We start from the raw sequence: 13,103 nt of genomic DNA, 5'->3' as shown, positions 1-13,103 counted from the left end.
CGCCGCATCATCCGGCGCCACCCTCCCGGCGCGCCATAAGCACGCTAAACTAGGCGCACTTCATCTTCAATGCCAAACTGGGCGCCATGACCTCGCCGCACATTTCTTCGCCCTCTCATTTGCTGTCTCCCGGACGCCGCCATCTGCTGCGCTGGGTCATGCCCATCCTGCTGGTGCTGCTATTCCTCATGACGCTGATCTGGTTGCCGCGCCAGGCGCAGCAGATGGAGTCCAGCGAACGGCAGGAGCAATTGATCGCCGACTCGCTCTGGGTTGAACAGGCCATCCGTTTCCAGTTGAGCCGCGACGATGAAAGCATGCGGCTGATCGGTCGTGAAATCATCAATGATCGCTTGAAGAAAGACCAGTTCCGCATCCGTCTCAACGCGCTGCTGCGCAACAACCGCGAGTTCTACCGCGTCACCTGGTTCAATGCCGACGGCCACCCAGTCGCCTCGACCGACGATTTCCCGGTAGCGCGCAACGGCCTGTCCGAACAATCGCAGCAAACCGATCACAACGCGCGCATCATCCGCCGCCCGATGTACAGCGCCCCCGCCGTGCCGCCCGGCATCGCCGAGCCGGTCCTGATGGACTATCACATCCCGCTGTTTCGCGACAACCACTACATCGGCAGCGTGGTCGCCAGCTATTCGGTCTCGCGCGTGCTCAACGAAATGGTGCCGTGGTGGTTTGCCCAGGACAACGAAATCGTCCTTACCGACACCGACGACAAAGTCGTGGCGCGCCGCACCGCCGGCGGTCCCGGCCTGAACGTCTACACCCATCGCCGCGAACTGGAGTTGCCGGGACTGACCCTGCGACTGCACACCAACAGCACCAAGAGCGCGCCCAAGCTGCTGCCCAACCTGCTGGTCGGCTCGGTCATCGTGCTGTCGCTGGGCTTGCTGTGGAGCCTGTGGGCGCTGTGGCGCGACATCAACCGGCGCATGACGGCCGAAGATGCGCTGGTCAACGAAGTCTCTTTCCGCAGCGCGATGGAAAACTCGCTGGTGACCGGCATGCGCGCGCGCGACCTGGAAGGCCGCATCACCTACGTCAACCCGGCTTTCTGCAAAATGGTCGGGATTGCCGCCGACGAGCTGGTCGGCAAGATCCCGCCGATGCCCTACTGGGCGCCGGAAGCCATGGACGAATATCAGGAGCGCTTCTCCAACGTGCTGGCCGGCCGCGTCACGCCGCAATTCGAAACCATCTTCCAACGCATCGACGGCGAACGTTTTCCGGTACTGATTTTCGAATCGCCGCTGGTGGACCAGAACGGCAAGCAGACCGGCTGGATGGGTTCCATCCTCGACATCAGCGATCGCAAGCGCGCCGAAGACCTCAACCGCATGCAGGAAGAAAAACTGCAAGCCAGCGCGCGCCTGGCCAGCATGGGCGAGCTCGCCTCGACGCTGGCGCATGAACTGAACCAGCCGCTGGCCGCCATCTCCAGCTACACCACCGGCGCGCTCAACATGATGCAGAACGGCGCGCTCGACCCGACCTCGCTGCAACCCGCATTGGAGAAAATCAACACCCAGGCGCAACGCGCCGGCAACGTCATCCGCAGCGTGCATCAGTTCGTCAAGAAACGCGAACCGGAACGCCAGCCGATTTCGATCAAGAACATCGTCGACAACGTCACGCCGCTGATCGAACTGCAGGCGCAGCAATTCCTGGTGGTGCTGCAGACCGCCATCCCCGTCAACCTGCCGAACGTGCTGGGCGACGCCGTGCTGCTCGAACAAGTGCTGCTGAACCTGACCCGCAACGCCATCCAGGCGATGGCGGCGATCGCGCCGGAGCGCCGCATCCTGCGCATCTCCGCGGCGCTGGATCGCAACACCTCGTCGGCGCAATCGAGCCAGCAGGCTATCATCGTCTCCGTCATCGACCAGGGCCACGGGATTCCGCCCGAGGTGGCGGCCGGCCTGTTTTCACCGTTTTTCTCGACCAAGGCCGAGGGCATGGGCATGGGCCTGAACATCTGCCGCACCACCATCGAATTCCACGGCGGCACGCTGACCTATGCCAACAATCCCACAGGAGGTACAATCTTCCGCTTCTCCCTGCCTGCGCAGGGCTCCGCCAATTGAATAAAAACAAAGACGCCCGCCAAGGCAGAGCGTCGCAAACTCACTCATCCGATGCTGCACATTGTTGACGACGAAGAAATCATTCGCGATTCGCTCACATGGCTGGCGCAATCGCGCGCCATCGCGGCGACCGCCTATGCCAGCGGCGCCGAGTTCCTGGCGGCGATGGAACAGACGCGCGAGCTCGACCCGCAAGGCGAATGCATCCTGCTGGACGTGCGCATGCCCGACCAGAGCGGCGTGGCGTTGTTCGATGCATTGAAGGACCGCGGCATCACGCGGCGACGCCCGGTGATTTTCCTGACCGGCCACGGCGACGTGCCGATGGCGGTCGACATGCTCAAGAACGGCGCCTTCGATTTCTTTGAAAAACCCTTCAACGACAACCAGCTGATGGATCGCGTGCTGGAGGCGCTAACGGCCTCGCTGGCAACCGGCGAACAGGATGCCGTGCGTGCCCGGCTTGAAGCGCTGTCGACGCGCGAGCGCGAAGTGCTCGACCTGATCCTCGCCGGCAAGATGAACAAGATCATCGCCGACGAACTCGGAATCAGCATGCGCACGGTGGAAGTCCATCGTGCTCATATTTTCGACAAGATGAACGTCAAGACCGCGGTCGAACTGGCGCGTCTGCTCAAGTAAAAAGACACCATGCAAGTTGCTTCGCTTCTCCTCCCCGATTTTTCGCTCATCCTGATGGGCGTGGTGATTTACCGCATCACCAACTGGGGCGACGACTTCTGGACCGGCATGGAAAAACTGGTCTACTACCTGCTGTTCCCCGCACTGCTGTTTTACTCGACGGCGCGTTTGCAATTGCATCTGGAGACCACCGGCAAGTTTTTGCAGGTCGGCGTGTTGTCGCTGCTGGCGGGCATTGCGCTGACATGGATAGGCAAACCCTTCATCAAGGCCAGCCCGATGACCTACGAATCGGGCATGCAGACGGCCTTCCGCTTCAACTCCTACATCGCGCTGGCGATCGCCTCGCGCCTGGCCGGCGAAGAAGGCGTGGGCCTGATGGCCTTGCTGATCGGCTTCGGCGTGCCGCTCTGCAATATGGCGGCGGTGCATGCGCTGGCGCATCGCAACGGCAATCTGCTTAAAGAACTCGGCAAAAATCCATTGCTGATCGCCACCGGCTCGGGCCTGTTGTTCAGCATCTGCGGCCTGACCTTGCCGGAAGTCGCCGGCGCCGTACTGTCGCGGCTGGGCAGCGCCTCCATTGCAACCGGCCTGCTGATGGTCGGCGCAGGTTTGCGCTTGTCGGGCATGCGCGAAGGCAAACTGATGTCGGCGTATTTCACGGCCATCAAATTACTGGCCGTGCCGGCTGTGGCCTATTGCCTGGGACGCTGGATCGGGCTGCTGGATCTGCAACTGCAGATCGTCGTGCTGTTCTGCTCGCTGCCGACGGCCTCGAGCTGCTACATCCTCGCCGCGCGCATGGGCGGCAACGGACCGGTGACGGCCTTCCTGATTTCGCTCGGCACGCTGGTGTCGGCGGTGACGATTCCGTTCTGGCTGACGCTGGTGCACTAGGCGCGCCTGGAAAAACCTCAAACGAATCCATTCGTATCATGGGAATTGCTCCTCACGCCGCCGCGTGCTCGCGCGCATATCGCGCTGGCGGCAAACCGACGTGGCGCGTGAAGGCGACACTGAAAGTGCTGGCGGAGCTATAACCCACGCGCGCAGCCACCTCGGCGATACCGACGTCTTCGCGGCACAGCATGTTCTTGGCCAGGGCCATGCGCCAGGCCAGCAGATACTCCATCGGGGCGACACCGAGAGCACGCCGAAATCGCTCAAAGAACGCCGAACGGGAGAGTGCGGCCTCTCTGGCCAGTTGCGCCACCGTCCACGGCGCGGCCGGGATTTCGTGCATCCTCCGTATCGCCAGCGCCAGCCGGGCATCGGCAAGTCCGCGCAGCAAACCCGGCGACGCCGCAGTGCCTGCCGTGGAGCGCAGCGCTTCAATCAAAAGGACTTCCAGCAGACGCGCCAGGACGACCTCGCGCGCGGGCCTCGATGCACGGCATTCATCGCCGACGAGCTTCACCAGCGTCGCCAGCCGAGGCTCGCCGCGCACCAGCACCAGTTGCGGCAGCAAAGACACCAGCAGCGCCGCGTCCGGCGAACCGAAGATGCAGTGCCCCACCAAGAAGCGCACGTCAGGCGGACCGTCCGCGCCACCAAGCCTGGCTTCGCCATGGGGGGACACGACGGGCGGCGTGTCGACGTCTTCGGCGGTGGTCGGCTCCAGGCTCGACATGGTGAAACCACGCGCCGCTGGAATCAGAACGAAATCGCCCTCCCGCAGCAAGAGCGACTCTTGCCCGTCAACGGCCAGGCGGCTGGATCCTTCCACGATCGCGCAATAGAAAGGCTGTCCGAATTCCGCTCGACGCACGTTCCAGCGGCCGATGCCACTGACGACTTTCGAGAATGGGGCCTCGGGACGAAGCAGCGTGACGACTTCGGCAAGCGGATCGACAGGGCCGGCCATGACAAGACTCTTGCGAATGAATAATGGACTTTTGATTGTAGCAGGTCCTGCATTGACGGCCTATCATGCCCTCACCGTCACCAATTACAGGAATTCGCATGAAAACTGTCCTGATCACCGGATGTTCGTCCGGCTTCGGCCTTGATACCGCTCGTTACTTCCTCGAACGCGACTGGCAAGTCATCGCCACGATGCGCACCCTGCGCGAAGACCTGCTGCCGGCTTCCGAGCGTTTGCGCATGCTGCCCCTTGATGTTACCGATGCAGAAAGCATTCGTCGCGCAGTAGAAGCCGCAGGGCCGATCGACGTGCTGGTCAACAACGCCGGCATAGGCGTGCTGGGCGCCCTCGAAGGCACGACGATGGACACTGCACGTGCAGTCTTTGAGACCAACACCCTCGGCGCCATCGCAATGACCCAGGCCGTGCTGCCGCAATTCCGGCAACGCAAGGCCGGGGTAATCGTGAACGTCACCTCCAGCGTGACCTTGAAGCCGCTGCCGCTGCTTGCCGTGTACACCGCAAGCAAGGCCGCGATCAACGCGTTCACTGAATCCCTGGCGCTGGAGCTGCGGCAATTCAATGTGCGCGTAAGCCTGGTATTGCCGGGACGAGCGCCAGAAACCAGCTTCGGTGAAAACGCCCGGCCACGCATGCAAAACAGCATCCCCGAGGCATATGCCGACCTGGCGCAACGCGTCTTTGAGGCATGGGGACAATCGTCGGAAATCACACACGCGCAAGACGTGAGCGAGGCCGTGTGGCGTGCGGCGACCGATGCCGCAGCACCGCTTCGCATTGCGGCCGGAGCCGACGCCGTGGCATTGATCTGAGCCGGTTGAATGTCGACGGCGGCGTGTGTCGGCCGCCAGTCAAGACACTGAGTCCCGGCTTTCGCCGGGACGACAGTGTCTTGCCGATGAACGCACGCCCAGGATCTTACCGAGCAGGTTCCAGAACGATCCTCTGCGTCGTCGCCTTCTCCACCGCCTTGCGCGAATACAGCAGCGGGAAGTATTCGCCGTTGAGCCACTTGTCGGCCAGGTCGCGATAATGCGGACTGTCCGGATCGCCCGATTGGCCTGGTGAATTGACCGCCACCGAGTTGTCCCAGTTGCCGACGTCGACCACCACGCGGAACGACGGACCGTTGGTCTGGCGGAAATCGCTCGGGCGATAAGTCGATTGGTTCGGCGAATAGGCGCCGCCGTGTTTCGGCAACGGACCAACGTTGAGCTTCGCGCGCATCGCCTCGTCCACCACGCCGGCCAGAGGATGCTCCATCAGGTTGTGATGCAGCTTGCCCCATTGCCATTTGCCGGCGTCGTCGCCTTGCAGCTTGACCATCTCGGCATACGCGCCGCCGAGACTGGTCAGCATGATGTCGTCGCGCTTCTTTGCAGCTTCGGCGGCATTGGCGCCCAGACGTACCTGTGTCTGCGGCTGCTCCAGCGTGTCGAGCACGACGGCGACATCGGGTGCGCCCATGGCAGCGGCCGCTTCCTTGCTCAGCACGGCATCCTTGAAGGCCTTGCCGAGATGGCGCGTGAGCCAGACTTCATACAAGGCGGCTTGCGGCGAATCGACGCGTTCGACATAGTCCCAGCCGTTGAATACATTGAGTGCGGCCTGCGTCTGCGCATCGGAGGAAGTCAACGGTTTGAGCAAGGCCGCGAGGCGGCGTGCCGGGATCGACAAGTCGTCGTTTTGCAAACGCATGGAATCCTTCAGCGATACTTTTTTCAGGGATGCCAGCACTTCGCTGATGCGCGTGAAGCGCGAGTTGTTGGTCCATTCGAAACCGAGCTTGCGCTCCCGATACGGATAGTCGTCCGGCAGGTTCATCTGGTTGGCGGAGGCGAACCAGCCCTGCTTCGGATTGTAGGTCGACGGCAGTTGATCGCCGCGCCAGAACCCGGCCCACTCGTAACGACCGTCGCCCGGCACCGGCAGCAGGCCGTCCCAGTTCGGCCGCTTGGGCGCGAGGCCGCCGGGCACCCAGCCGATGTTGCCTTTGACATCGGCATAGACCTGGTTCTCGGTCGGTGCGCCCCAGTTGAGCATGGCGCGTTTGAAGGAGTCGAAGTTCTTCGCGCGCATGTAGTCGATGCTGCCGAAATACGGCGACATGCCCGGCTCCAGCCAGCCTGATCGTACGGCGAAGGCGCGATTCTTTTCCTTCTCGACGAAGATCACCGGACCGTGGCGCGTGAAGCTCAGATCGGCGGAGGCCGGTGCACCGCCCTTGACCTCGATCTGCTCGTGCAACACGGTGAAGGGCTCCCACTTGCCCTGATATTTGTATTCGTTCGGGTTGTCGGGATTGAGCTCGTAGACGTAGAGGTCTTCCTGATCGATGTTGAAAATCGTGAGGCCGAACGCGATCGTGCCGTTGTGGCCGATGGAGACGCCCGGCAAGGCCGGTTCGCCGGCGCCGATGACGTTCATGCCGGGTGCGCTCAGGTGCGTGATGTAGCGCAGCGACGGCGCCGAATAGGCGCGATGCGGATCGTTGGCCATGATGGCGCGGCCGGTGGCGGACTTCGATGGCGCGACCACCCAGTTGTTGCTGCCCTCCATGGTTTCTTCGAGATTTTCCGCGGCGGCAATCCGGATGCTGTCGCCGTGATCGTCGGCGCGCGCGTTGAGGCTGTCCTTGGTGATCTTGACGTCTTGCGTGGCCAGCTGGAACACCTTGAGCAAATCCTTGGGCAGGCAGGGGTCGAGGCCTTCCGGCATCATCGCCTCCCATTTCGGCGTCAGGCCGAAACGGATTTCATCGGACTTGAGATCGGCCTTGCAGGCAACGTTGGCGCGCGCCACTTCGCTGCTGAGATTGCGCGTCAGGCCGTGGCTGCGGATGCGCACCACGTCTTCCGGGCGCCATCTGGCGGGCAGATAGGCGAGTTGCCTGAACTCATACGGCAGGCGCTCCGGATGGGCGGTGACGAAATCGACGTAGGCGTTGATGCCGGCGACGAAGGCGGTCGCCACGCGTTCCGACTGCTTGCCGTAGGAATCCCATTCGCGCTGCATGTCGCCGCGATACAGGAACAGGCGCGTGGCCTGGTCTTGCGCAACATACGCGGGGCCGAACACTTCCGACAGCTGGCCGAGGCCGCGGCGGCGCCACAGGTCGATCTGGAACAGGCGATCGCGCGCGGCGTTGAAGCCTTGCACGAAGAAGGCGTCGGTCTGGCTGGCGGCGTAGATGTGCGGCACGCCCCATTTGTCGATGAGGATTTCGGCTTTCTTGTACAGGCCGGGGACGCGCAGGGTTTCGGTGGCGGCACCATCGGCCGCCGCATGCGCGAGCGACATCGCGGCGCAACCAGTCAACAACAAGGCCAGCGAGAGTGGTTTCAGTTTTGACATCTCTTGTCTCCATCTTTGTTTTTTGTGGAGACGACACTTTACAAGGAATGTCGCTCCAGCGCCCATTCGACATGTTCGCGCACCAGTTCGGAGGGATGCGCGAGGCGCGCCTGCAAGGCCGCAACGATCTGCGGGTCGCCCTTGTGCGTGCCGGCGGCGTTGCCGAGGCCGACCGCCATGTTGCGCAGCCAGCGCTCGTGCCCGATGCGGCGAATCGCGCTGCCTTCGGTGTTGCGATTGAAGTCGTCTTCGCTCCAGTTCAGCAACGCGATCAGCGAAGCGCTGCCGAGGCCGTGGCGGGCATCGAAATCGGGCAGGGTCGAGGTCTGGGCGAACTTGTTCCACGGGCAATACAGCTGGCAATCGTCGCAGCCGTAGACGCGGTTGCCGATCAGGCTGCGCAGTTCGACCGGGATGCTGCCCTTGAGCTCGATGGTGAGATAGGAAATGCAGCGGCGCGCATCGAGTTCGTAAGGCGCGACGATGGCCTGGGTCGGACAGACGTCGATGCAGCTGCTGCACTGGCCGCAATGCGGCGTGACCGGCTCGTCGACCGGCAGCGCCAGGTCGGTGAACAGTTCGCCGAGGAAGAACATGGAGCCGGCTTCGCGGTTGAGCAGCAAGGTGTGCTTGCCGCGCCAGCCGAGGCCGGATTTTTCCGCCAGCGCGACTTCCATCACGGGCGCCGAGTCGGTGAAGACGCGATAGCCGAAGGAGCCGATTTCGTTTTCGATGCGGCCGGCGAGTTGCTGCAGGCGAGCGCGCAACACCTTGTGGTAATCGCGGCCGCGGGCGTACAGCGAGACCACGGCGGCGCTGCCGTCGGCGCCGCGCGCTTCCTCGCGTTCACGCCAGTCGGGGGACGTCGCACGCGGCAGGTAGGGCATGCGCGCGGTGATCACGCGCACCGTGCCCGGCACCAGTTCCGCAGGGCGGGCGCGCTTCATGCCGTGGCTTGCCATATAATCCATCTCGCCGTGGTAGCCCTTGTCGAGCCACGCCTGAAAACCGGCTTCCCGATGCGACAGGTCGACGTCGGCAATGCGCAGGTCGGCGAACCCGAGTTCGCGCCCCCAGGCTTTGATGATGTCGGCAAGTGCTGCAAGGTCGGTCATTGATTCATTTCAAACAAAATTTTTACAGCCCTCTTCTATGTCGCCCGATCACATCCACCACACGCACTTGCAGGACGAAGCCGGCACCGCCGCGCTGGGCACCGCGCTGGCGCACGTGCTGGAACCGGGCATGGCGATCTACCTGCATGGCGACCTCGGCGCCGGCAAGACCGCCTTGACACGCGCGCTGCTGCACGCCGCCGGCCATGAAGGCCGGGTCAAAAGCCCGACTTACACGCTGGCCGAGCCCTATGCGGTCAAGCTCGCAGACCGCATGGTAACCGTTATCCACTTCGACCTCTACCGCATGGCCAGTCCGGAAGAGTTCCTGGAAGCGGGTTTTCGCGAACATTTCAACGAAAACAGCATCTGCATCATCGAATGGCCGGAAAAAGGCGAACCAGTGTTGCCCGCCCCCGACATCCATATCTCGCTAACGGTTGCAGGACACGGACGTGATGTAGAATTACGGGCGTTGTCTGACAAGGGTCATCAATGCCTCGCTCGACTGAAATTCGCACCAAATCTCTGAAGTCCAAGACTCGCCGCACCATCCTGAAGGCAGGCGGCACGCTCCTCGTCTCCGTATTGACTCCCATGCCGGCGCTGGCATCGCAAATTCTGGCGGTGCGCGTATGGCCGTCCGACGACTATACCCGCGTCACGCTGGAGAACGACAGCGACCTCAAAGTCACCCATTTCATCGTCAAGAATCCGGAACGCCTGGTGGTCGACATCGAGGGCATCGACCTGAATTCGACGCTCAAGGACCTGGTCGCCAAGATCCAGCCCAACGATCCCTACATCAAGCAAGTCCGCGTCGGCCAGAACCGCCCCAGCGTGGTGCGCCTGGTGTTCGATCTCAAGGATGAAATCAAGCCGCAGGTGTTTACGCTGGAACCGGTCGGCGAATACAAATACCGCTTCGTCATCGACCTGTATCCGGCCAACCCGCCCGATCCGATCGCCGCGCTGATCCAGAAAGGCAACTGGCCCAAGGATCAGCAGACCGAGATCAAACCGCCGCTGGCCGATGCCAAACCCGATACGAAATCTGCGGCGCCGGCGCAGGACGACGACCCGCAGGTCACCAAGGCCAGGCCGCAGGACGACACCAAGCTGCAACTGACGCGCATGATCACCATCGCGCTGGACCCCGGCCATGGCGGCGAGGACCCGGGCGCCATCGGCAGCCGCGGCAATCGCGAAAAAGACGTGGTGCTGTCGATCGCCAAGCGCCTCAAGAAAAAAATCGAAGAACAGCCCAACATGCGCGTCATGCTCACCCGCGACGCCGACTTCTTCGTGCCGCTGGGCATGCGCGTGCAAAAGGCGCGCAAGGTGCAGGCCGACCTGTTCATCTCGATCCACGCCGACGCCTTCGTGCAACCGACCGCGCGCGGCTCGTCGGTGTTCGCCCTATCCGAAAAAGGCGCCAGCTCGACCGCTGCGCGCTGGCTCGCCAACAAGGAAAACGCTGCGGACATGATCGGCGGCGTCAACATCAAGACCCACGACAAGCAATTGGCGAGCGTCTTGCTGGACTTGTCGACCACCGCCCAGATCAACGACAGCCTGCGCATCGGCAACGCCGTGCTCAGGGAAATCGGCGGCATCAACAAGCTGCACAAGGGCGCGGTGGAACAAGCCGGCTTCGCCGTGCTGAAAGCGCCGGACATCCCGAGCATCCTGATCGAGACCGCTTTCATCTCCAATCCGGAAGAAGAAGCCAAGCTTACCGACAACAGTTATCAGGATGACATGGCCGACGCCATCATGACCGGCATCAAGAAGTACTTCTCCAAGAATCCGCCGCTGGCCAAGAACAAACTGACCTGATTTCCAGACCGCGGCCGCTGCTGCCCTTGATTCCGTCATGCTCCCGATGTCCTCGCATCGGGAGTTTTTCTCCCCCTCCCCCGGTCTTGCATATTTCTTTCACGTAATCGATTTGAAACGATTGAGCGTACTTATTGCAAACAGATCGGCATAAGCACGTCATTTCCCCGCATGGCGAACCCGGCCGGTGATCGTATGATAATCCCGAGGCCTCACTGACGTCGCGTTCAAGCCGCGCGCGCTATTTAATTTGCTTCTTGCTCATCCATGAACAATGATGGAAGAGCAGCCCGGCGCTCGCAGCGGCAGTCTTTGCTCAAATTCTTTACTCAAATTTTTCATCACGTCGCAGGTCGTACTACCCGATTCTTTTCAAACAGCAACATTGTCATTGCATGTTTTACAGAGGGGAGAAACACGTGAAGATTGCCAACATTACGATCAGCAGCCGCCTCTGGCTCGGATTCGGTCTGCTCACGCTGCTGATGGTCGCCATGGCCGTCGTCGGGATCAACCGGCTCTCGCAGCTCAACCGCCAGATGGACGACGTCATCCATGACAAATATCCCAAGACGGTCATCGCCGGCGACATCATCGACCAGATCAATCTGGTCGCGCGTTCGGTGCGCAACATCCTGCTGCTGAAAGATGCCCAGCAGATCAAAAGCGAAAGCGACCGCATCGTCGGCGCCGAGAAAGCCATCCAGGCTCAGTTGGCCGAACTCGACAAACGCCTGACCGATGACCAGAGCCGCACGTTGCTGGCCAATCTGCTGGTGGCGCAAAAGAACTATCTGGCAAAACGCGACCAAGTGCTCAAGCTGGTCGCCGAAGGCACCAAAGAAGGTGCGATCGATCTGCTCATCACCGATGTGCGCCCGGTGCAGAGCGCCTACATGGGCGCCGTCGAACAATTAATCAAACAGCAACATGAAATGATGCAGGCCTCAGGCGAAGAGGTTGATCGCAATTACCAGCACGCCAGCAACATGCTGATTGCACTGGCCGCGATCGGCCTGGCGATGTCCGGCTGCATCGCCTTCGCCATTACGCGCAGCATCACCAGGCCGCTCAACCGCGCCGTGGCGGTCGCCAAAACCGTCGCCGCCGGCGACCTCACGTCGGACATCGACACCAGCGGCAAGGATGAGACGGCGCAATTGCTGGGCGCGCTCAAGACCATGAACGACAACCTGCAAGGCATCGTGCGCCAGGTACGGCGCGGCACCGACACCATCGCCACGGCGACGACCGAAATCGCCAGCGGCAATCTCGACTTGTCTTCGCGCACCGAGCAACAAGCCGGTTCACTGGAAGAAACCGCTTCCGCCATGGAACAACTCACCTCGACCGTGAAGCAGAACGCCGACAACGCGCGCCAGGCCAACCAGTTGGCGGTGTCCGCCTCGGAAGTGGCGATGCAGGGCGGCAGCGTGGTCGGCAAGGTCGTCCACACGATGGAATCGATCAATGAATCGTCGAAGAAGATCGTCGACATCATCAGCGTGATTGACGGCATCGCCTTCCAGACCAATATCCTCGCGCTGAACGCGGCGGTGGAAGCCGCCCGCGCCGGCGAACAGGGCCGCGGCTTTGCCGTGGTGGCATCGGAAGTGCGCAACCTGGCGCAACGCAGCGCTTCCGCCGCCAAGGAAATCAAAGCCCTGATCAACGACTCCGTGGAAAAAGTCGGCAACGGCAGCAAGCTGGTCGAGCAAGCCGGCAATACGATGGAAGAAGTCGTCTCCAGCGTGCGCCGCGTCACCGATATCGTCGGCGAGATCACCTCGGCCGGGCAGGAACAAAGCGACGGCATCGAACAGATCAACCTCGCCATCACCCAGATGGACGAGACCACGCAGCAGAACGCCGCGCTGGTCGAACAGGCAGCCGCAGCGGCGCAGTCATTACAGGATCAGGCCAGCCATCTGGCGCAGGTGGTCGGCGTCTTCAAGCTGGACGAACGCCAGCTGATCGGCGAGCCCCCAGCCATGACGACATCGGTGCGTCCGACACGCGACATCACGCCGCGGCCGTCGACGGTCGGCATGACGCCGGCCAGAAAACTGGAGGGAAACAAGACGAATACCCCCGGCGGCGGCGACGCACACTGGCAGGAATTCTAAGCGACCGGGATGACGCCCCGCAGCGGCAGGCTTATAG

The 13,103-nt window shown here is 62.1% G+C and carries 10 protein-coding genes; 7 read left to right on the top strand and 3 right to left on the bottom strand.

Annotated elements, in window-relative coordinates; genetic code table 11:
- Positions 1-86: 86 nt before the first annotated feature.
- The 3 genes from PMI16_RS03830 to PMI16_RS03820 are packed head-to-tail and all read left to right on the top strand — an operon-like array spanning position 87 to position 3,644.
- The gene (locus PMI16_RS03830; RefSeq protein WP_007876603.1) at positions 87-2,102 is read left to right on the top strand and encodes a PAS domain S-box protein; all 2,016 of its coding nucleotides are present in this window, start codon (positions 87-89) and stop codon (positions 2,100-2,102) included.
- A gap of 51 nt (positions 2,103-2,153) precedes the next feature.
- Positions 2,154-2,744 carry a response regulator transcription factor gene (locus tag PMI16_RS03825; RefSeq protein ID WP_007876602.1) on the top strand — a complete coding sequence of 197 codons (591 nt, stop codon included), beginning with the start codon at positions 2,154-2,156 and terminating at the stop codon, positions 2,742-2,744.
- 9 nt (positions 2,745-2,753) lie between these two features.
- A complete protein-coding gene (locus tag PMI16_RS03820) occupies positions 2,754-3,644 on the top strand; it encodes an AEC family transporter (protein ID WP_007876599.1) in 891 nt (296 codons plus the stop codon).
- Between the two features lie 52 nt (positions 3,645-3,696).
- On the opposite strand, the gene PMI16_RS03815 is transcribed toward PMI16_RS03820, so the two are convergent.
- Positions 3,697-4,611, bottom strand: a complete 915-nt coding sequence (locus PMI16_RS03815) for an AraC family transcriptional regulator (RefSeq protein ID WP_007876597.1) — start codon at positions 4,609-4,611, stop codon at positions 3,697-3,699.
- A 98-nt stretch (positions 4,612-4,709) separates the two neighbouring features.
- Between PMI16_RS03815 and PMI16_RS03810 the strand changes: the two genes are divergently transcribed.
- On the top strand, positions 4,710-5,444 hold the full coding sequence (locus tag PMI16_RS03810; protein WP_007876595.1) for an SDR family oxidoreductase: 735 nt from the start codon (positions 4,710-4,712) through the stop codon (positions 5,442-5,444).
- Between the two features lie 106 nt (positions 5,445-5,550).
- Here PMI16_RS03810 and PMI16_RS03805 read toward each other — a convergent pair whose 3' ends face one another.
- Both PMI16_RS03805 and queG read right to left on the bottom strand, forming a co-directional pair.
- Positions 5,551-7,986: a penicillin acylase family protein gene (locus PMI16_RS03805; RefSeq protein WP_007876593.1), complete on the bottom strand. Its 2,436-nt coding sequence runs from the start codon at positions 7,984-7,986 to the stop codon at positions 5,551-5,553.
- 38 nt (positions 7,987-8,024) lie between these two features.
- The gene (gene queG / locus PMI16_RS03800; protein WP_007876591.1) at positions 8,025-9,101 is read right to left on the bottom strand and encodes a tRNA epoxyqueuosine(34) reductase QueG; all 1,077 of its coding nucleotides are present in this window, start codon (positions 9,099-9,101) and stop codon (positions 8,025-8,027) included.
- A 37-nt stretch (positions 9,102-9,138) separates the two neighbouring features.
- Here queG and tsaE point away from each other — a divergent pair, with 37 nt between their 5' ends.
- The 3 genes from tsaE to PMI16_RS03785 all read left to right on the top strand — a co-directional run bounded on the left by tsaE (position 9,139) and on the right by PMI16_RS03785 (position 13,066).
- Positions 9,139-9,633 (top strand): tRNA (adenosine(37)-N6)-threonylcarbamoyltransferase complex ATPase subunit type 1 TsaE, encoded by a 495-nt coding sequence (tsaE, locus tag PMI16_RS03795; RefSeq protein ID WP_007876589.1) that lies wholly within the window; start codon positions 9,139-9,141, stop codon positions 9,631-9,633.
- Positions 9,597-10,940 carry an N-acetylmuramoyl-L-alanine amidase gene (locus tag PMI16_RS03790; protein WP_007876588.1) on the top strand — a complete coding sequence of 448 codons (1,344 nt, stop codon included), beginning with the start codon at positions 9,597-9,599 and terminating at the stop codon, positions 10,938-10,940. Before tsaE ends, PMI16_RS03790 begins: the two co-directional genes overlap by 37 nt.
- Before the next feature lie 419 nt (positions 10,941-11,359).
- Complete coding sequence (locus PMI16_RS03785) at positions 11,360-13,066, top strand: methyl-accepting chemotaxis protein (RefSeq protein WP_157212515.1); 1,707 nt, start codon at positions 11,360-11,362, stop codon at positions 13,064-13,066.
- Positions 13,067-13,103 lie beyond the last annotated feature (37 nt).

Origin of the sequence: Herbaspirillum sp. CF444, from assembly GCF_000282135.1 — a bacterium.
Lineage (GTDB): Bacteria > Pseudomonadota > Gammaproteobacteria > Burkholderiales > Burkholderiaceae_D > Herbaspirillum.
The sequence above is the reverse complement of the archived record's forward strand: the minus strand, read 5'-3'. Positions and strand labels throughout refer to the sequence as shown.